Annotated in this window: 16 protein-coding genes, 1 tRNA gene and 1 riboswitch; of the genes, 12 read left to right on the top strand and 5 right to left on the bottom strand. The window is 65.0% G+C overall.

The genetic code is table 11. The annotated features are described in order from the left end of the window. Positions 1-28 precede the first annotated feature (28 nt). Entirely contained in the window at positions 29-934 is a 906-nt protein-coding gene (locus tag ACUYV6_RS08395; RefSeq protein WP_449278204.1) for a biotin--[acetyl-CoA-carboxylase] ligase, read from the top strand. A gap of 41 nt (positions 935-975) precedes the next feature. On the opposite strand, the gene purU is transcribed toward ACUYV6_RS08395, so the two are convergent. After that, the gene (gene purU / locus ACUYV6_RS08400) at positions 976-1,872 is read right to left on the bottom strand and encodes a formyltetrahydrofolate deformylase (protein WP_449278205.1); all 897 of its coding nucleotides are present in this window, start codon (positions 1,870-1,872) and stop codon (positions 976-978) included. Positions 1,873-2,039: 167 nt separating this feature from the next. Continuing rightward, a riboswitch (ZMP/ZTP riboswitch) is annotated at positions 2,040-2,126 on the top strand. 61 nt (positions 2,127-2,187) lie between these two features. Between purU and glyA the strand changes: the two genes are divergently transcribed. The 3 genes from glyA (at position 2,188) to ACUYV6_RS08415 (ending at position 6,344) form a co-directional block, all read left to right on the top strand. Then, complete coding sequence (gene glyA, locus ACUYV6_RS08405; RefSeq protein ID WP_449278206.1) at positions 2,188-3,471, top strand: serine hydroxymethyltransferase; 1,284 nt, start codon at positions 2,188-2,190, stop codon at positions 3,469-3,471. Positions 3,472-3,474: 3 nt separating this feature from the next. Next, on the top strand, positions 3,475-4,359 hold the full coding sequence (locus ACUYV6_RS08410) for a bifunctional methylenetetrahydrofolate dehydrogenase/methenyltetrahydrofolate cyclohydrolase (protein ID WP_449278207.1): 885 nt from the start codon (positions 3,475-3,477) through the stop codon (positions 4,357-4,359). Between the two features lie 137 nt (positions 4,360-4,496). Then, positions 4,497-6,344, top strand: a complete 1,848-nt coding sequence (locus ACUYV6_RS08415; RefSeq protein WP_449278208.1) for an ABC-F family ATP-binding cassette domain-containing protein — start codon at positions 4,497-4,499, stop codon at positions 6,342-6,344. Positions 6,345-6,423: 79 nt separating this feature from the next. On the opposite strand, the gene ACUYV6_RS08420 is transcribed toward ACUYV6_RS08415, so the two are convergent. Next, the gene (locus ACUYV6_RS08420) at positions 6,424-6,843 is read right to left on the bottom strand and encodes a PIN domain-containing protein (protein ID WP_449278209.1); all 420 of its coding nucleotides are present in this window, start codon (positions 6,841-6,843) and stop codon (positions 6,424-6,426) included. Then, on the bottom strand, positions 6,840-7,076 hold the full coding sequence (locus ACUYV6_RS08425; RefSeq protein ID WP_449278210.1) for a FitA-like ribbon-helix-helix domain-containing protein: 237 nt from the start codon (positions 7,074-7,076) through the stop codon (positions 6,840-6,842). The genes ACUYV6_RS08420 and ACUYV6_RS08425 overlap by 4 nt, the downstream gene beginning before the upstream one ends. Before the next feature lie 438 nt (positions 7,077-7,514). Between ACUYV6_RS08425 and ACUYV6_RS08430 the strand changes: the two genes are divergently transcribed. Then, positions 7,515-8,696, top strand: coding sequence for an acyl-CoA dehydrogenase family protein (locus ACUYV6_RS08430; protein WP_449278239.1), 1,182 nt, complete (start codon positions 7,515-7,517; stop codon positions 8,694-8,696). 55 nt (positions 8,697-8,751) lie between these two features. Here ACUYV6_RS08430 and ACUYV6_RS08435 read toward each other — a convergent pair whose 3' ends face one another. Next, a complete protein-coding gene (locus ACUYV6_RS08435) occupies positions 8,752-9,288 on the bottom strand; it encodes a MarR family winged helix-turn-helix transcriptional regulator (RefSeq protein WP_449278211.1) in 537 nt (178 codons plus the stop codon). 121 nt (positions 9,289-9,409) lie between these two features. Here ACUYV6_RS08435 and ACUYV6_RS08440 point away from each other — a divergent pair. The 7 genes from ACUYV6_RS08440 to mfd all read left to right on the top strand — a co-directional run bounded on the left by ACUYV6_RS08440 (position 9,410) and on the right by mfd (position 18,380). Further along, positions 9,410-9,481 (top strand) — tRNA-Gln (locus ACUYV6_RS08440). 187 nt (positions 9,482-9,668) lie between these two features. Continuing rightward, positions 9,669-11,102 carry a bifunctional UDP-N-acetylglucosamine diphosphorylase/glucosamine-1-phosphate N-acetyltransferase GlmU gene (glmU, locus tag ACUYV6_RS08445; protein ID WP_449278212.1) on the top strand — a complete coding sequence of 478 codons (1,434 nt, stop codon included), beginning with the start codon at positions 9,669-9,671 and terminating at the stop codon, positions 11,100-11,102. Beyond that, positions 11,099-12,076, top strand: coding sequence for a ribose-phosphate diphosphokinase (locus tag ACUYV6_RS08450; RefSeq protein ID WP_449278213.1), 978 nt, complete (start codon positions 11,099-11,101; stop codon positions 12,074-12,076). Before glmU ends, ACUYV6_RS08450 begins: the two co-directional genes overlap by 4 nt. Before the next feature lie 204 nt (positions 12,077-12,280). After that, positions 12,281-13,012, top strand: coding sequence for a TSUP family transporter (locus ACUYV6_RS08455; protein WP_449278214.1), 732 nt, complete (start codon positions 12,281-12,283; stop codon positions 13,010-13,012). Between the two features lie 189 nt (positions 13,013-13,201). Beyond that, entirely contained in the window at positions 13,202-13,795 is a 594-nt protein-coding gene (locus ACUYV6_RS08460) for a 50S ribosomal protein L25/general stress protein Ctc (protein WP_449278215.1), read from the top strand. Positions 13,796-14,043: 248 nt separating this feature from the next. Beyond that, on the top strand, positions 14,044-14,655 hold the full coding sequence (gene pth / locus ACUYV6_RS08465; RefSeq protein ID WP_449278216.1) for an aminoacyl-tRNA hydrolase: 612 nt from the start codon (positions 14,044-14,046) through the stop codon (positions 14,653-14,655). Continuing rightward, positions 14,652-18,380, top strand: coding sequence for a transcription-repair coupling factor (gene mfd / locus ACUYV6_RS08470; RefSeq protein WP_449278217.1), 3,729 nt, complete (start codon positions 14,652-14,654; stop codon positions 18,378-18,380). Before pth ends, mfd begins: the two co-directional genes overlap by 4 nt. A gap of 143 nt (positions 18,381-18,523) precedes the next feature. Here mfd and ACUYV6_RS08475 read toward each other — a convergent pair whose 3' ends face one another. Next, on the bottom strand, positions 18,524-19,003 hold the full coding sequence (locus ACUYV6_RS08475; protein ID WP_449278218.1) for a hypothetical protein: 480 nt from the start codon (positions 19,001-19,003) through the stop codon (positions 18,524-18,526). Positions 19,004-19,113 lie beyond the last annotated feature (110 nt).

The raw sequence follows: 19,113 nt of genomic DNA on the forward strand, positions 1-19,113 counted from the left end.
CCGAACTCGGCCCGATAGGCTCACGGCCATGGAACTGCCGCGCACCCGTGCCCTGCTGCCCGCACTCCTCTGGAGGGAGAGCACGCCATCGACGAATGCGGAACTCCGCGATCTCATCGTGCGAGGCGGGCAGGAGCTGCCTCACGGCGCGATGCTCGCAACCACGAATCAGACCGCGGGTCGCGGGCGCGCTGGACGCGGCTGGGTGACGCCCCCGGACACTTCCATCGCAGCCTCGGTGCTGTTGCGGAGCGCCGGGGTGGAGCACGTGGTGCGGGGGCTCGGGCCCGGCTGGTTGCCGCTCATCGCGGGATCGGCGATTGCGGAGGCGCTGCAGCCGTCGTTCGACGCCGGAGCAGTTGAACGTACGAACGGAGCGGGGCTGGTCGGGGCCCGCACCGTCAAAGTGAAGTGGCCCAACGATGTGCATGTGCGCGACGCTGCGGACACCGCGACCGGGCGTCCAGGAAGAAAACTGTGCGGGATCCTCTGCGAACTCTTGGGGGATGGGTCCGTGATTGTCGGCACCGGCATCAATCTGCTCATCGAAGAGCGGGACCTGCCGACCGAACGGGCCTCTTCACTGCTTGCGGCGGGCGCTGACACGCTCGGTGCTCGCACGCTGGCCGAACCCGCGGGGGCGGAGCTCACCGATCGAGTGCTGGCAGCCTATGCCGAAGCGTTGCGCGAGCTCATCTCACTGGCGCGCACGAACCCCGCAGCGGTTCGAGATCGCGTGCGTGCTGATTCGGCGACGCTCGGGTGCCGTGTTCGCGTGCATCTGCCCGGAGGCGAGGTCGTCGATGGGTTCGCCCGTGAGCTTGCTCACGACGGCTCGCTCGTCGTCGAACGGTACGACCACGGAGGCGGCGAGCCCGAACAAGGCGCTCGTGATCTCGTCGTCTCGGCGGGAGACGTCGAGCATCTGCGGTAGCGGCCCGCTCGAGGCATCGGGGCCCGAAGACCCGCCGCCCGTCAGTCGAAGATGATCGTGCGATCGCCGTCGGCGAGAATCCGATTCTCGGCGAACCAGCCCACGGCGCGACGCAGCGTGCGCGCCTCCTCATCCTGTCCGAGCTGCACGAGCTGGCGGGGTGACAGGGAGTGATCGACGCGAGCGACATCCTGCTCGATGATCGGCCCCTCATCGAGGTCCGTGGTGACGAAGTGGGCGGTGGCGCCGATGAGTTTCACGCCGCGCTGATGCGCCTGCCGGTAGGGGTTCGCTCCCTTGAAGCCGGGCAGGAAGGAATGGTGGATATTGATCGCCTTGCCCGCGAGCGCCTCGCAGAGTTCGGGGGAGAGGATCTGCATGTAGCGCGCCAGCACGACGAGCTCGATGTCGAGTTCATCGACGGCTGCGAGCACGCGCGCTTCAAACGCCGCTCGGTCGTCGGTGTTCGCGATCGGTCGGTGCTCGAAGTCGACGCCGTAGAACTCCGCGATGTCACGAACCGTCTCGTGGTTCGACAGCACGAGCGGCACCTCGATCGGCAGCTGGCCGCCGCGCTGATGGTAGAGCAGGTCGTTGACGCAGTGCGTCGCAGTCGACGCGAGCAGGAGCGTACGGACCGGACGCCCGGCCTCGTCGAGCCGCCAGGTCATGTCGTACTGCGCGGTCACCGTCTCAAGGGTGCGGGAGAAACGGGAGCCGAAATTCTCCGGGCCCGAGGCCGTATCGGTCGTCGCCACCTCTACCTGCAGGCGCATGAAGAACCGACCGGTGTCGGGGCTCGCGAACTGCTGACTCTCGACGATGTTGCCTCCGGAGGAGACCACTGCTCCACTGATCGCATGCACGATGCCGGGTTGGTCGATGCACGACAGGGTGAGCACCCACTGAGGAGTCTGGTTCGCAGTCGTTGTAGTCACTCGAGTAAGGGTAGTGGATCGGCGGTCGTGCGATCCTGTGGCAGCCTCACGCGCGGGAGCCGCTGAGTCACGGCCGGGGTTCTGCGAACCTGACGGCGATTCTGGTGAGAATTCCACGAGAACGATGGAGGACTCACCGTTTCGCACGTCCACGTGAATTGCTAAGCTCAGAACGTCGTGACTGGCGTACAGATGGGACACCATCGGGGAACGACAACTCTTCTGAGGAATGGCCGCTCGCCTGGGTCAATGATTTCCGAAGCATTTTCCGCGCGGGCATTGAGCCTGTCGGATACCGAGAAAGAGGAGCATCGAATGTCCACCCAGTCAGAGTTCTTCAACGAGCCACTTGCGGTCGTCGATCCGGAGATCGCGGAGGTGCTGAAGAACGAGCTCGGCCGCCAGCGCTCCACGCTCGAGATGATCGCCAGCGAGAACTTCGTTCCGCGCGCCGTGCTCGAGTCGCAGGGATCTGTGCTCACCAACAAGTACGCCGAGGGCTACCCCGGTCGCCGCTACTACGGCGGCTGCGAGTACGTCGACATCGCCGAAGACCTGGCGCGCGAACGGGCGAAGAGCCTCTTCGGCGCCGCATTCGCGAATGTGCAGCCTCACTCGGGTGCTTCGGCGAACGCCGCTGTGCTCTCGGCAATCGCCGAGCCGGGCGACACGATCCTCGGCCTCGAGCTTTCGCACGGCGGTCACCTCACGCACGGCATGAAGCTGAACTTCTCGGGCAAGCTGTACAAGGTCGCCTCGTACGGTGTCGACCCCGATACCTTCCTGGTCGACATGGAGGTGGTGCGCCAGAAGGCGCTCGAGCACAAGCCCAAGGTCATCATCGCTGGTTGGTCGGCCTACCCCCGGACTCTGGATTTCGCGAAGTTCCGCGAGATCGCAGATGAGGTCGGCGCCACGCTCTGGGTCGATATGGCCCACTTCGCGGGTCTCGTCGCGGCGGGTCTCTACCCGAACCCGGTTCCTCATGCCCACGTCGTCTCCTCTACCGTGCACAAGACCATTGGCGGCCCCCGCTCCGGCTTCATCCTCACGAACGGCGCTGAGCTCTCGAAGAAGATCAACTCGAACGTCTTCCCGGGGCAGCAGGGAGGCCCGCTCATGCATGTCATCGCGGCGAAGGCCACGGCATTCAAACTTGCCGCGACCGAGGAGTTCGCCGGGCGTCAGCAGCGCACCCTCTCCGGTGCGAAGCTGGTCGCTGAGGCGCTGACATCCGAAGCCTCTCGGGCGGCCGGTGTCGACGTGCTCACCGGAGGAACTGATGTGCACCTCGTGCTTGCCGACCTGCGTCACTCGACGCTCGACGGTCAGCAGGCGGAGGATGCATTGCACGCCGTCGGCATTACGGTCAACCGCAACGCGGTGCCGTTCGATCCTCGCCCGCCGATGGTGACCAGCGGTCTGCGCATCGGCACCCCGGCACTCGCGACTCGCGGCTTCGGCGACACCGAATTCTCGGAGGTCGCGGACATCATCGCGCAGACCTTGCAGCAGACGGGTGACCTCGAAAGCCTCAAGGCTCGGGTGACCGCCCTCGCCGAGGCGTTCCCGCTGTACCCCGGCCTCGAGGAGTGGTGAGCCATGGCAGCTGAGATTCTTGATGGCACGAAGGCTGCCGCCTCCATCAAAGCTGATCTGAAGGTGCGGGTAGCCGCGCTCGCGGAACAGGGCATCGTCCCCGGTCTTGCGACGGTGCTGGTCGGAGAGGACCCCGGCTCGCTCTGGTACGTCGCCGGCAAGCATCGCGATTGCGCAGATGTCGGCATCGCGTCGATCCGTCGCGATCTGCCCGCCGATGCGACGCAGGAGGATGTGGAGGCCGTGCTCAAGGAGCTCAACGAGAACTCCGAGTGCACCGGCTACATCGTGCAGCTCCCGCTGCCCGACCACATCGACACCGACCGCGTGCTCGAACTCATCGATCCTGACAAGGACGCAGATGGGCTGCACCCGATGAATCTCGGACGCCTCGTGCTGAACGCGAACTCCGAAATCACGAGTCCCTTGCCCTGTACTCCGCGCGGAGTCATCGACCTGGTCGAACACAACGGAATCTCGCTGGCCGGCAAGCACGTCGTGGTCGTCGGCCGCGGTGTGACAGTCGGTCGCCCGATGGGCCCCCTGCTGACTCGCCGAGCGGTCAATGCAACGGCGACGCTCACGCACACCGGCACCAGTGATCTCGGGGCTGAGCTGCGTCGGGCCGACGTCATCGTGGCCGCAGCCGGTGTCGAGGGGATCGTGCGCGCCGAGAACGTGAAGCCGGGTGCGATCGTGCTCGACGTGGGCGTCTCTCGCAAGGTCGATGCTGAGACAGGCAAGAGCCGCGTGGTCGGCGATGTTGATCCGGGCGTGGCAGAGGTCGCGGGCTGGGTGTCGCCGAACCCCGGTGGAGTCGGGCCGATGACCCGAGCGCTGCTGCTCAAGAATGTCGTCGAGATGGCCGAGCGAACGGTGAACGCGTAGGCACTGATCGCCCGCAATCGTACGGATACGTCATCGTACGGACGCGGGACGACGCATCCGCCATGCATCCACCGCTCGCCGCCCGCGAGCGGTGGATGCGGCCGTCGTGAGGCGTAGACCGGATAGGCTGGGAGCCTATGGCGCATCTGCTCGGGGCCGAAGCCCTGCACCTCGAAGTCCCCACCAAAGTCGTATTCGACTCCGTGACGCTGGGCGTCGCGGAGGGGGATCGCATCGGCATTGTCGGGCGCAACGGCGACGGCAAGTCGAGTCTGCTCATGATGCTTGCAGGCCGACGGGAGCCCGACAGCGGTCGAGTGACGGCACGCAGCGGCACACGCATCGGAGTGCTCGACCAAGCCGATGTCTTCGATGCCGGCGAGACAGTGGGCAACGCGATCGTCGGCGACCGCCCCGAATACGAATGGGCGAGTGATGTCCGCATCCGCGACGTCATCTCGGGGTTGGTCGCTGACCTGCCCTGGGACGCTCCGGTCGAATCGCTCTCCGGAGGTCAGCGCCGCCGTGTCGCCCTTGCGCGGCTGCTGATCGGGGACTGGGAGATCCTCGCACTCGACGAGCCCACCAACCACCTCGATGTCGAAGGCATCGCCTGGTTGGCGCGGCACCTCGCGCGGCGCTGGCCGGCGAATCAAGGCGCGCTGCTCGTGGTGACGCACGACCGCTGGTTTCTCGACGAGGTGTGCACGACGACCTGGGAAGTGCACGACCGTATCGTCGAACCCTTCGACGGCGGCTACGCGGCATACGTCCTCCAACGAGTCGAGCGCGACCGTCAGGCCGCGACGATCGAGCAGAAGCGACAGAATCTCGCCCGCAAAGAGCTGGCATGGTTGCGACGTGGGGCGCCGGCGCGCACTTCGAAGCCGAAGTTCCGTATCGATGCGGCGAACGCGCTCATCGCCGACGTCCCGGAGATTCGCGACCGCGTGTCGTTGCAGTCGATGGCGGTGCAGCGTCTCGGGAAAGAGGTTGTGAACCTGCTCGATGCCGGGGTGACGTACCCTGACCCGACGACGGGCTCGGAGCGGGTCGTGCTGGAAGACGTCGAGTGGCTGCTCGCTCCCGGCGAGCGCACCGGCATCCTGGGAGTGAACGGCGCGGGCAAATCGACGCTGCTCGGGCTCATCTCCGGAGACGTGGAGCCGACAAGCGGACAGGTGAAGCGCGGCAAGACCGTGAAGGTCGCGACGCTGACGCAGCGACTCGACGAATTGGAGGAGCATCTCCACGAACCTGTGCGGGTGGTGATCGGACGCCTGCGCACGAGCTTCACCGTCGGGTCGGGTTCCAAAGCCCAAGAGCTCACACCGGGGCAACTGCTCGAACGCATGGGCTTCTCGAATGCGCAGCTCTCCACGCCGGTCAAAGACCTGTCTGGCGGGCAGAAACGGCGGCTGCAGCTCCTGCTGATCCTGCTCGATCAGCCGAACGTCCTCATACTCGACGAGCCGACCAACGACCTCGACACCGACATGCTCGCCGCGATGGAAGATCTGCTCGACTCTTGGCCCGGCACGCTGATCGTGGTGTCGCACGACCGGTACTTCCTCGAGCGTGTGACGGACCAGCAGTACGCGATCCTGTCGCGGCGGTTGCGGCACCTGCCGGGCGGGGTCGACGAATATCTGCGTCTACGGGCGGCGGAGGATGACCAGGCCGCAGCCCCTCGCGCAGCGGGTGCTGCCGGTTCCGGGGCCGCAGCGGTGCCGCAGACGACCGCGGAACCCGCAGACACGCTTTCGGGTGCAGAACGACGTGCTGCCGAGAAGGAACTCGCCGCGGTCGAACGCAAGATGGAGCGATTGCAAGGCGACATCGTGAAGGGTCGGGACGGACTGGTCGAACTCGATCAGAGCGACTATCAGCGGTTGAACCTCGAGATGGAGAAGATCACGGCGCTCGAGGACGAGGTCGTCGCGCTCGAGGAGCGCTGGCTGGAATTATCTGCCCTCTTGGAATAGTTGGTACGCGCCTGCAAGAGGCGAGTAACCGCCTGGATACCAGGGATCCTGTCAGGTCATCGAGTCAGGAAGAGGTCGATCAACGGATCCACGGATTGAGCAATTCGATTCCGGTGCCGACGAAATCCTTTGCGTTTCGGGTTGCGCAGGTCGCCCGGCGGCTGCGGCAGATCGCTGCGATCTGTGCATCGGCCATCGTGATGGGAAGGCCGGAACGTTCTCGGGCTACAACGATGTCTGCATAGTGCTCTGCGGCGGCATCATCGAACGACAGAACCGCGTTCGTATCTCGATACGACTGCAGCGCCGTGTTGATGCTCGTGAGGAGGGCCGATTTGCGGCGGCCGTCCGGCAATCGACGAACACCGGCCAGGAGCTCGGCGAACGTAATCGTTGTGATCGCCACATCGCCAGTGAGCGCTTCGAGCCAGGCAACGACCTGAGGGTTCGGTTGTGGCTTGAACACCTCTGAGATCACGTTTGTATCGAGAACAATCACTCGAAGTTCACTATCCGTGCCATGTCAGTGCGCGCGGGAATTTGCAGCTCGCAGGTTCCGTCTATGTCTTGGGCTGCTTGCATGAGTGCGAGACCGATATGAGGGCGATGAGCGGCACGAGTCAGAATGTCACGCACTTCTGCCTCCATGGATCGGCCATGTTCCTTTGCCTGTTCAGCCAAGCGTTGCTTGACCGACTCATCGAGTCCGCGAACCATGATCGATGACATCATTCTCACCTCCAGTGCATGAGTGATAGCACTGATGCTAGCACCTCGTTTGGAGCGTTCACAGAGCGTTCTTTGAAGCCAGTGACTTGTGTTGGCCTGGCGCTGTCTGGGCTCCTGGACTGATGAGCACTCGTTTATGCAGACCGTGAGGCGACGTCGATTGTGGGGAGACTACGACTCGGCGCCCACCACCCGTCGCCCGTTCGGAGGATAGGCTCCGAACATTCGTACATCGATATTTCAGTGACTAGCGTGTGCAACCGTAACGAAGGGATCCACTGAACGGAGCAGGGTCGGTTCGACTACGGTCTCGACCCCGCGGGCGAAGGAGCGAGAGTGGCAAGGAACGCTGACGCGGCGAACGCAGTTGCGAACTCATCGGCAACGGGCACATCCGAGAAGCGGCACGTCGGGCTCGGCACGGAGGAGCCGGCCTACGACTTGTGGGAGCCGCTCAATCCCGACCTCGCCGGTGTCTTCGCCGATATTTCGGCCGATGATCTAGCCTATCGGGATCGTGCCCGAACCTTCGTGCAAGACGAAGTACGCCCCGTCATCGACGGCTACTGGGATCGCGCTGAGTATCCGCTCGACCTTGCGAAGCGACTCGGTGAGCTCGACCTGCTGCGCGACGGCATCGACGTGCCCGGATTCCCGGAGCAGAGCCTGCTCGCCGCCTGCCTCACGACCATGGAGTTGAGCCGTGGCGACGGCTCGGTCGGCACGATCGTGGGGGTGCAAGGGGCGCTCGCGCTGCGATCCATCGCGATGTGCGGCTCCGAAGAACAACAGCACCGTTGGCTCGCATCGCTCGCTCGCGGAGACGAACTCGGGGCCTTCGCGCTCACGGAACCCACGCACGGCTCCGATTCGGTCAGCCTCGAGACTCGCGCACGTGCGGTGTCTGACGACGCCGGCGATGGATTCGTCATCGACGGGCACAAGAAGTGGATCGGATCAGGCAGTGTCGGGCAGATCTCCGTCGTGTGGGCCCGAGGTGACGACGGTCAGGTGCAGGGCTTCCTCGTGCCGCAAGACGCGGAGGGATACACGGGCACTACGATCGAGGGCAAGGTCTCCTTGCGCGCCATCTGGCAGGCGCACATCGAGCTCGACGCCGTGCGGGTTCCGGCTTCCGCCAAGATGCCCGGCGCGAACAGCTTCGCAGACACCGCGCGGGTGCTGCAGGCCACTCGTCTGGGCGTCGCCTGGTCGGCGCTCGGCCATGCGACCGCCGTCTATGAGACCGCCGTGCACTACTCGCGGCAGCGCATGCAATTCGGTCGTCCACTCGCGGCTTCGCAGATCGTGCAGAACCGACTCACTGAAATGCTCAGCGGGCTCACTGCGCTGCAGACGCTGCTCATGCGGCTCACGCGACGCGAACAGGCGAAAGAACTCACCGGCCCAGCAGCCTCAATGGCGAAATACACCGCGACCCGCACTGCTCGGGATCTCGCACGCAACGCGCGCGACTTGCTCGGAGGCAACGGGATCCTGCTGGAGAATCGCGTGGCCCGTCACTTCGCCGACATCGAGGCTCTGCACACCTACGAAGGCACCGAGACCGTGCAAGCGCTCATCATCGGACGCGACATCACCGGTCTCTCGGCGTTCGCGTAGGAGATCTGCTCGGCGCGCTATTTAAGGCTGCGGGCGACTCACATCTGCGGGCGACTCACGGCTGCGGCGCTTCGTCGGCGTCTTCGGTGAACTCCGAGAAGCGATCGACGCTGAGGGCGAGCCGGCGCAGCAGAGTCGCGAGACGTTCGCGTTCCGAACGCGGTACGCCGCGCAGCAGCTGCTCCTCGGCATCGGTGAGCCGAGTGATCGCCGCGTCGACGAGTGTCTGGCCCTGGTCGGTCATCTCGACCAGCACGCCCCGCCCGTCGTTCGGGTCGGTGAGACGCCGCACAAGCCCGCGCTGCGTCAGGCGATCGATGCGGTTCGTCATGGTGCCGCTCGACACCATCGTCTTCTGCACCAGAATCTTCGGGCTCTGACGGAATGGCGATCCACTCCGACGCAGCACAGCCAGAACGTCGAACTCCCAAGAAGCGAGGCCTGAGCGCTCGAACGCGTGCGCTCGCGCCCGGTCGAGGTGCTTCACGATGCGGGTCATGCGCGAGAACACCGCCAGGGGTGCAAGGTCCAGGTCGGGGCGGGCCGCGGTCCACTGGGAGAGGATCTCGTCGACCTCGTCAGGCTGCTTCATGTCGACCATTATCGCGGTTTCTGGGGTCTCGTAGTGGATGAGCGGCGCAGAAGATGGGAACGGGCGGCGAAGGTTGGCGCAGTCATCTGGCAGACTATTACGGGTGCCGATACCGGCACGATCCGCCTTGGTGTAATGGCAGCACGACAGCCTTTGGAGCTGTTAGGTCTAGGTTCGAGTCCTAGGGGCGGAGCTGCGGCGCTGCATCTGAGCTTCAGCGTCGTAGCCTTGACAGGTGCGAGCCGGTTGGGGTGACCTGGCGGGAGACTGGACGGCATTGCATGCACCGGTGCTGAAGCGCGTAAGCTTTTCCGTGTGTCGGGAGCGGCTGGTCGCTCGAAGAACGGCGTCTGAGGGCGCTGACTGGAAGGAACCCCTACATGGCAGACAGGTCGCTCGCGGTGATCATTCTCGCGGCAGGCCAGGGCACGCGCATGAAGTCAGCTCTGCCGAAGGTGCTGCACCGCATCGGCGGTCGCTCGCTCATCGCGCACGTGCTCGATACTGCAGCCGCGCTGAGCCCCGAGCGCATCATCGCCGTGGTGAGGCACGAACGTGACACCGTTGGTGCGGCGATCGTCGATCACGCGTCAGACACGGTGCTCGTCGATCAAGATGAGGTTCCCGGCACGGGTCGTGCGGTCGAGCAGGCGCTCGAAGCACTGCCTGACAGCTTTGAGGGAAGCGTCGTGGTGCTCTCCGGTGATGTGCCGCTGATCGACGCTCAGACTCTGGATCGTCTGGTCGGTGGGCACATCGAGGGCGGTCGATCGATGACCATGCTCTCGGCGATCTTCGACAACCCGACTGGTCTCGGTCGAATCCTGCGCGACCCGAGCGGCAGCGTCGCGGGCATCGTCGAAGAGAAAGATGCCGACGAGGCGCAGCGACGCATCACCGAGATCAATGGTGGCATTTACGTTTTCGCGCGGCGCGAGCTCGAAGCCGCACTGGCCGCAATCGATACGAACAATGCGCAGGGTGAGAAGTACCTCACCGATGCTGCGGCCCGCATCCTTGCGGGCGGCGGCATCGTCGAGGCAGTCGCGACGGATGACCCGTGGATCATTGCCGGGGTCAATGATCGTGCACAGCTCTCCGAGGCCGGTCGCGAGATGAATCGACGCATCGTGCGCGGGCACCAGCGCGCGGGCGTCACGATTCAGGATCCGGCTTCCACCTGGATCGATGCCGATGTCGCGATCGAGCCCGATACCGAAATTCTGCCCGGCACGCACCTGCAAGGTGCTACCACGATCGCCGCGGGAGCGACCATCGGTCCTGACACCACGCTCGTCGATTGCGAGGTCGGTGCGGGGGCGCACGTGCGTCGCAGTGAGGCGACGCTCGCGGTCATCGCGGCGGGCGCCAGCGTCGGCCCCTTCGCTTACATCCGGCCCGGAACCGAGTTGGGCGAGAACGGCAAGATCGGCGCGTTCGTCGAGGTGAAGAACAGCAAGATCGGTGACGGCAGCAAGGTGCCGCATCTCTCCTATGTCGGTGACGCTGAGATCGGCGAGGGCAGCAACATCGGGGCCGGCACCATCTTCGCGAACTACGACGGCGTGCAGAAGCACCGGGCCGTCGTCGGTGATGCGGTGCGCATCGGGTCGAAGAACGTGTTGATTGCTCCGGTCGTCGTCGAAGATGGCGCGTACTCTGCAGCGGGCACCGTGATCCGCAAAGATGTACCGGCGGGGTCGCTTGCGGTCAATGTCGCCCCGCAGCGGAACATCGAAGGCTGGGTCGGCGAGAACCGGCAGGGAACGAGCAGCGCCGAAGCGGCGGATCGGAAGCAGGGAGAGCAGTCATGAGCGCTATCGAGATGGCAGGGCAGAAGAAACTCGTACTCGTCTCGGGCCGGGCGCACCCCGAGCTCGCCGAGAGCGTGGCCGCTGAACTGGGGGCGGAACTCGTGCCCACCGATGCGCGCACCTTCGCGAACGGTGAGCTCTACGCGCGATTCGATGAGAGTGTGCGCGGATGCGATGCGTTCGTGATCCAGTCGCACACGCATCCGATCAACGAGTGGCTCATGGAGCAGCTCATCATGGTCGATGCGCTCAAGCGTGCTTCCGCGAAGAGGATCACCGTCGTGGCTCCTTTCTACCCGTATTCTCGTCAGGACAAGAAGGGCCGCGGTCGCGAGCCGATCTCGGCGCGACTCGTCGCCGACCTGTTCAAAGCGGCCGGTGCAGATCGCATCATGTCCGTGGATCTGCACGCGCCCCAGATCCAGGGGTTCTTCGACGGCCCGGTCGACCACCTCTTCGCGATGCCCGTGCTGCTCGACCACTTCAAACAGACGATCGACCGCGACGATATTACGGTCGTGTCCCCAGACATGGGGCGGGTGCGCGTCGCCGATGTGTGGAGCGACAAGCTCGGCGCGCCGCTCGCGATCATCCACAAGCGCCGCGATCCGAGCGTGCCGAACCAGGCATCGGTGCACGGCATCGTCGGTGATGTGAAGGATCGCTGGTGCATCATGGTCGACGACATGATCGACACTGGCGGCACCATCTCGAAGGCCGCCCAGGCGCTCAAGGACAATGGTGCGAAGGGAGTCACCATCGCCTGCACCCATGCGATCTTCTCGGGCAGCGCGATCGATCATCTGTCGCAGCCCTTCATCGATCAAGTTGTGGTCACTGACACTCTGCCCCTGCCGGCGGAGAAGCGTTTCGACAAGCTGACGGTGCTGTCGATCGCGCCGTTGCTGGCGAAGGCTATTCACGAGGTCTTCGAAGATGGTTCCGTCACCAGCATGTTTGAGGGCGCGGCCTAGCAAAAACGCGGAGCGTTTTTGGTCGGCCGCGGTGCCGCCCACGGCGGCAGCCCATGGAGCGGAGCGCGGGGTGGCGGCCTAGCAAAAACGCGGAGCGTTTTTGGTCGGCCGCGGTGCCGCCCACGGCGGCAGCCCATGGAGCGGAGCGCGGGGTGGCGGCCTAGCAAGAACGACCTTCCGCGGCAGCCGGTAGCGTAGAGCGTGATGGTTTCTGTTCCGCTTGTGATCGCATGCGTGGTCGTGCTGATTGCTTCGGTCGTGCAGCACATCACGGGGCTCGGGTTCGCGCTCGTCGCTGCCCCAGCGCTGGTGCTCGTCTACGGCGCCGTTGACGGAGTGAAGGCGGTCGTTGTTCTCGGGCTCGTGGTCTCGATCGCCATGCTGCTGTCGATGTTTCGCGATGTGCACTGGAGTCGAGCTTGGCGTCTTGTGCTGGGAGGCGCGGTAGCTGCCCCGCTGGCGGCATGGGTGACGTTCCTGCTTCCGCCTCCGGCATTGCTGATGTGTGTCGGCGCTGCAGCGCTGCTATCGCTGGTCGGTGGGCGGATCATGCCGGTGGGTCGCGGACCGAGCGGCACTCCGGGGGCGCTCGTGACCGGCGCGGCGAGTGGCTTCTTGCACGTGACGAGTGGGCTCTCGGGTCCGCCGTTGGTGGTGTACGGAGTGCGCAATCGTTGGGAGCAGCGCAGCTTCGTGGCCACGCTCCAGGTGGTGTTCATTGCGTTCCACCTGTTCACACTGGGACTCCGCGGTGTGCCAGAACTGCCGGGCAGTGAGTTGCTCGTATTGGTCGTTGTTGCACTGGTGGGGCTGGGAGTCGGGATATTGATCCGTCCGGCGATTCGCGACCGTTGGGCTCACCGTGGGATGCTCCTCGTCGCCTGGGTCGGTGCGATCGCCGTGCTGGTGCGAGGAATTCAGGGCGTGCTGTTCTGATTCACTCGATGTGGGGTGAGGATCACCAATCGTGTAAACTCTCTCCTTGTACTTCGGCGAGGGGCGCGTGCGCCCGTGATCGACGCGGTAGAGCCTTCTGCGGGCCCTTCTGACGCGCCATTCGGCGAGACACCAAACCAGGCGGGTCGCACCCGCCCCGTTCGGGCACTGCCCGCAAGGAGAAACATCATGAGCGATACCAACAAGCTCGTCACGAAGACCCGCGATTCATTCGGCAAGGGTGCTGCCCGCAAGCTGCGCGCCGCCGGTCTGACCCCGGCCGTCGTGTACGGGCACGGCACTGAGCCGCTCCATCTGACGGTTGAGACCCACCCGCTGAGCCTGATCGTTCGCCAGGCGAACGCGCTGATCGAGCTCGATATCGACGGCAAGAAGCAGCTGGTGCTCGTCAAGGACGTGCAGAAGAACCCGGTTCTGCAGCAGATCGAGCACATCGACCTGGTCACCATCGTGAAGGGCGAGACCGTCGAGGTCGAGGTGCCCGTGCATGTGGCAGGCGAGTCCTTCTCGGGTACGATCGCGGTGCAGGACCTGAACACCCTGCGTCTGAGTGTTCCTGCAACCAACATCCCCGAGTTCCTCGAGGTCAGCGTCGAGGGGCTCGAGGAGGGTGCGCAGATCTTGGCCGGTCAGGTGAAGCTCGCCTCTGATGAGGAGCTGCTCGATGATCCCGAGGCGCTCGTCGTGCAGGTTGTCGTGCCGCGCGGTTCGGCTGCGGACGAAGAGGACGACGAAGCCGCCGAGGAGGAGGCCGCAGAGTAATTCTGCGTCCACTCACGGATTTCGAACCCGTCGGAGCGCTCGTCGGCGCTCCGACGGGTTCGCCCTTTTGGGGCGACGTTGCTGGACTGAACGTCGGTGTGAGTTGGGTGAGCAAATGTCGGTGGTTCCTGCCACGATAAGAGTGTTGGATCGGAGGGCCCGTGGTTCGGTGGCGCGGTCTGAGTTGGTTGAAATCTGCCCGGCGCACTGGTGCTGAGCGGCGTGAGGAAGACGTGAACGAGGTCGGTATGAGCGGTACACGTGCAGCATCCGCAGATGCCGAGAGCTGGTTGGTCGTCGGGCTCGGCAACCCCGGTCCGAAGTATGAGACGACCCGTCACAACATCGGGCAGATGGCGCTGGATGTGCTCGCTGATCGCGTCGGCGGGCGTTTCAGTACCCACAAGACCAATTCCCGCATCGCGGAGGGACGCTTGCGCCCAGGTGCATCCAAGCTGATCCTGGCGAAGTCGAACGGGTATATGAACACGTCGGGTGGGCCGGTCTCGGCGCTCGCCAAGTACTTCTCGATTCCGGCGGAGCGCATCGTGGTGCTCCACGACGAACTCGATATTCCGTTCGATGCGGTGCGACTCAAGCGCGGCGGAGGTCATGGCGGCCACAACGGACTTCGCGATATCGCGAAGGCGCTGGGCACTCCCGACTTTCTCCGCGTACGTATCGGCGTAGGGCGGCCTCCCGGGCAGCAGAACGCGGCAGACTTCGTCCTACGGCCGTTCTCCTCGACGGAGCGCGCCGCACTCGGTGTGCTGCTCGAAGACGCGGCTGACGCCACTGAATGCCTGATCGAGCATGGACTCCTCGAGGCGCAGCAGCGATTCCACGGGAGGGGCAAATGAGTCTCGCAGGTATCGAACGACTGCTCCGCAGATCTGACTCGTTCGCACGGGCCCTCGACGCAAGCGAGAGTGATGCCGAGTTCTCAGCCGCCGAGCCGTTGCGTGCGCCGCTGATCGCGGGACTCGTGCGGAGACGGCGGGAGAACGGCGATACCGGGCCGCTGCTGTTGATCGCGGCGACGAGTCGCGAAGCCGACCTCCTGCGCTCGGCCCTCGCCTCGCTCATGCCCGAAGCGATCACAGCAGAATTTCCCGCCTGGGAGACGCTGCCGCATGAGCGACTGAGCCCGAGCGCCGAAACCGTCGGACGCCGCTCACAGGCGCTCAGCCTCCTGCGCGGGCACACCGGCGAAGTCCCGCTCATTCTGGTGGCATCGGTGCGTGCAGCACTGCAGCCGGTATCGCCGCACGCCGCCGCCGCGCAGCCGATCCTGCTCGAAACCGGCAGCGATGCGCAGACGGCGAAGGGCACCGGGCTCGACGCGGTGGCGGCCGCGCTCGTCGAGTACGCCTACACGCGAGTCGATATGGTCACACGACGCGGCGAGTTCGCGGTGCGCGGCGGCATCCTCGATGTTTTCCCACCGACCGCCGAACAGGCGGTGCGCGTCGACTTCTTCGGAGACGAGGTCGACCTGATCAAGCGATTCGCGGTCTCCGATCAGCGCAGCGCGGGCGAGCCATTGACGTCCGTCGAGCTCTGGCCGGCGCGCGAGCTGCTGCTCACCCCGGAAGTCCGTGAGCGGGCAGGGGAGCTGCTGCCACGCTTCCCCGCACTCGCGGGTCTGCTCGAGAAGATCGGCCAGGGCATCCCGGTCGAGGGTATGGAGAGCCTGCTGCCGCAGCTCGTGCCTGGCATGGCTCCCCTCACCGCGCTCCTGCCCCAGGGCGGGGCAGTCATGGTGGTGTCGCCCGAGCGTGTCGCGAGCCGCGCAGTGAGTCTTGCCGAGACCAACCGAGAGTTTCTGGAGGCGGCCTGGAGCGCGGCGACGGCCGGTGCCGATGCCCCCGTGCCCACCGACGACAGCGGCATGTTGTCGGTCGCCGAGCTTCGCGCTGCCAATGCGGCTCGACCCTGGTGGACGCTCTCGATGTTCGAGAGCGGCATAGCCTCTCCCGAGTCCACGGGAGACGGCGACGACATCGCCGACGTCGAAGACAGTTCCGGATCCGGCTCCATGGCCGGCGAGATCGTCGTACGCGGAGGACACTTCTCCGTACCGGGCGCATCCGCTGATCCGGCCGCCGCCGCGATTGCGCTGCTGCGGAAGCGGATGTCTGAGGGGTGGAATGCCGTCGTCGCCGCACAGGGCATCGGCCTGGTCGAGCGGGCCCGTGACGTGCTCGCCGAGCAGGGTGTTGCCGGGCGCATGGTCGAGGAGCTCCCTCAAGAGTGCGAAGCAGGCGTGATCTACCTGGTCGTCGGCACCGCCTGGTCCGGTTTTGAGAGTCCGGAGGCGGGACTCATCGTGGCGACCGAGGCCGAGTTCTTCGGTCGAGCCGTCTCGAATCAGGCGGGAACCGGGCAGAAGCTGGCGAAGCGGCGCGGCAAGAACGTCGTCGACCCGCTGAAACTGGTGCAGGGCGACTACGTCGTGCACGAGACGCACGGCATTGGCCAGTTCGTCGAGCTGACCAGGCGGATGGTGCCGAACGGGATCGGCAAGAACGCCGGCAAGACGATGCGCGAGTACCTCGTGCTCGAATACGCCTCCTCGAAACGGGGGATGCCCAAAGACAAGCTCTACGTGCCGACCGACCAGCTCGACCAGCTGTCGCGCTACGTCGGGGGAGAAGCCCCCGCGCTCTCCAAGATGGGCGGCAGCGACTGGGCCAACGCGAAGAAGAAGGCTCGCAAAGCGGTGCGAGATATCGCGGTGGAGCTCGTCAAGCTCTACTCGGCGCGCATGGCCTCGAAGGGCCACGCGTTCTCCTCCGACACGCCATGGCAACACGAGTTGGAGGAGGCGTTCCCCTACGCGGAGACCATGGACCAGCTCACCACGATCGATGAGGTGAAACGCGACATGGAGAAACCCATGCCGATGGATCGCCTCATCGCGGGTGACGTCGGCTTCGGAAAAACCGAGATCGCCGTACGGGCAGCCTTCAAGGCCGTACAGGACGGCAAACAGGTCGTGATGCTCGTGCCGACGACCCTGCTCGTGAATCAGCACCTCGAAACCTTCCACAACCGCTTCGCAGGCTTTCCCGTGCAACTGCGCGCACTCAGCCGCTTCCAGAGCGACAAAGAAGCGAAGGACACGATCGAGGGGCTTGCCGCCGGAACTGTCGATGTCGTCATCGGCACGCATCGCCTGCTCTCCGAGAGCATCGTCTACAAAGACCTCGGGCTCGTCATCATCGACGAGGAGCAGCGCTTCGGCGTCGAACACAAAGATTCCCTGAAGAAGCTCAAGACGAACGTCGACATCCTCGCGATGAGTGCGACACCGATTCCCCGCACGCTCGAGATGGCGGTGACCGGTATTCGTGAGATGTCGACACTCGCAACGCCGCCTGAGGAGAGGCATCCGATCCTCACCTTCGTCGGTGCGCGCAGCGACAAGCAGATTGCTGCAGCCATCCGGCGCGAGATGCTCCGCGAGGGGCAGGTGTTCTTCGTGCACAATCGCGTGTCGTCGATCTCGCGCATTGCTAACCAGATCGCAGAGCTGGTGCCGGAGGCTCGCATCGCGGTCGCGCATGGCAAGCTCAGCGAGCACCAGCTCGAACAGGTGGTGCAAGACTTCTGGGAGCGCAAGTTCGACGTGCTCGTCTCGACCACGATCATCGAGACCGGTCTCGACATCGCGAACGCGAACACCATCATCATCGATAACGCCGACAAGTACGGGCTGAGCCAACTGCACCAGCTGCGCGGGCGTGTCGGGCGCAGTCGCGAACGCGCCTACGCCTATTTCCTCTACGACCCCGAGCGTCCACTCACCGAAACCGCGCACGAGCGACTCGAGACTCTTGCTACTAACAACGAGCTGGGGAGCGGCATGCAGGTCGCGCTCAAAGACCTCGAATTGCGCGGTGCCGGGAACCTGCTCGGAGGCGAGCAGTCGGGTCACATCGCGGGAGTCGGATTCGATCTATACCTGCGCATGATCGGCGAGGCGGTCTCCACGTTCAAGGGAGAGGACGTCGCAGGCACGACGGAGCTGGTGCTCGAGCTGCCGGTCGACGCCCACATCCCCGACGACTACGTCGAGAGCGAGCGGCTCCGACTCGAGGCCTATCAGAAGTTCTCGGCCGCATCGCACCCGCAAGCTCCAGAAGAGCATGTCGACCTCGTGCTCGAAGAACTCACCGACCGCTACGGCGAACCCCCGGAGCTCGTCCAGCGGCTCGCTGCGGTCTCGAAACTGCGGCGCAGAGCGGCTCGCCTCAGCCTGACCAAGGTCGTCGCCGCTGGACCGACGCTGCGTATCGAACCAGTTGTGCTCGAAGGCTCACGCAAGATGCGAATGAACCGCATGTATCCGGGGGCGCGGTACACCGAGGCGACGAAGACGCTGACCGTGCCGCTTCCCGGGGCCGTGGAGTCCCGTGCAGGGTCCCGCAGCCCACTCGCCGGCGTCGGCGCACGGCGCGGGAACGACACCGCCGCGGATGGAGACATCGTCGCCTGGGCCGGACGGGTCGTACAGACTCTGCTCGAGCCCGATCCGACCCCAGACACTGGCTCGAACCCCACTACGGATCCCGCGGACTAACGGGGGAACGGACTGACCGGGGAACGCACTAGCGGGGCAGCGCGGCCGCGACTCGGAGACGGCGATGGCCCGGATGCGTTCAGCATCCGGGCCATCGCGCCGGCGCTCCCGAGTATCACCGGGACCGCCGTTCGCCGAGTCGATCAGCCGGCGTTGCAGGTCTCCTGCAGGTCTTTGCCCGCGGCCATGAGCGACTCGCTGCTCTCCTGCATGTCGGTCGACAGCTGCTCAAGCTCAGCCTGCTGCGACTCGAGGTCTGCCATCGCATCCGGGTCGGTCGGGTCGATGTTCGACATGTCGGGTATCTCGACGCCCTCGAGCTTCGACGACATCGCCGAGAACTCGTCCTGCACCTTGCCGAGCTTGGTCGCGACCTCCTCGTTGGTGATCTTCGACTGCGCGTCGTCGAGCGCCTTCTCAACCGGAGCGAACAGCTCCGACATGTCGCCGCCCGAAAGCGCGTCCTGCATGATCTGCTGGGTGTCTTGGTTGACCTCGTTGACGGTCTCGTTGGCGACCTTGCAAGCCTCGGCAACGCTCTGGCCGCCGGAGCAGGCGGACATCGAGAGCGCGAGGCCGGCGGCCGCCACGAGGGCGCCGGTGCGGGCGAACTTCTTGAGCATGATTGGGGTGCCTCCTGTGTCGGTGATCCGGGGATCGCCGACCGTGGCTGATCCTCCGCTGGAAATTCTATGGCGCGAATCGCCAAAACATCGAACTTCGTCAGATGAGG

Source organism: Leucobacter sp. GX24907 (genome assembly GCF_053567335.1).

Coding starts and splice junctions, on each gene's coding strand:
- ACUYV6_RS08395 (WP_449278204.1), top strand. CDS start 29: ATGGAACTGCCGCGCACCCGTGCCCTGCTGCCCGCACTCCTCTGGAGG.
- glyA (WP_449278206.1), top strand. CDS start 2,188: ATGTCCACCCAGTCAGAGTTCTTCAACGAGCCACTTGCGGTCGTCGAT.
- ACUYV6_RS08410 (WP_449278207.1), top strand. CDS start 3,475: ATGGCAGCTGAGATTCTTGATGGCACGAAGGCTGCCGCCTCCATCAAA.
- ACUYV6_RS08415 (WP_449278208.1), top strand. CDS start 4,497: ATGGCGCATCTGCTCGGGGCCGAAGCCCTGCACCTCGAAGTCCCCACC.
- ACUYV6_RS08425 (WP_449278210.1), bottom strand. CDS start 7,076: ATGATGTCATCGATCATGGTTCGCGGACTCGATGAGTCGGTCAAGCAA.
- ACUYV6_RS08435 (WP_449278211.1), bottom strand. CDS start 9,288: ATGAAGCAGCCTGACGAGGTCGACGAGATCCTCTCCCAGTGGACCGCG.
- glmU (WP_449278212.1), top strand. CDS start 9,669: ATGGCAGACAGGTCGCTCGCGGTGATCATTCTCGCGGCAGGCCAGGGC.
- ACUYV6_RS08450 (WP_449278213.1), top strand. CDS start 11,099: ATGAGCGCTATCGAGATGGCAGGGCAGAAGAAACTCGTACTCGTCTCG.
- ACUYV6_RS08455 (WP_449278214.1), top strand. CDS start 12,281: ATGGTTTCTGTTCCGCTTGTGATCGCATGCGTGGTCGTGCTGATTGCT.
- ACUYV6_RS08460 (WP_449278215.1), top strand. CDS start 13,202: ATGAGCGATACCAACAAGCTCGTCACGAAGACCCGCGATTCATTCGGC.
- pth (WP_449278216.1), top strand. CDS start 14,044: ATGAGCGGTACACGTGCAGCATCCGCAGATGCCGAGAGCTGGTTGGTC.
- mfd (WP_449278217.1), top strand. CDS start 14,652: ATGAGTCTCGCAGGTATCGAACGACTGCTCCGCAGATCTGACTCGTTC.
- ACUYV6_RS08475 (WP_449278218.1), bottom strand. CDS start 19,003: ATGCTCAAGAAGTTCGCCCGCACCGGCGCCCTCGTGGCGGCCGCCGGC.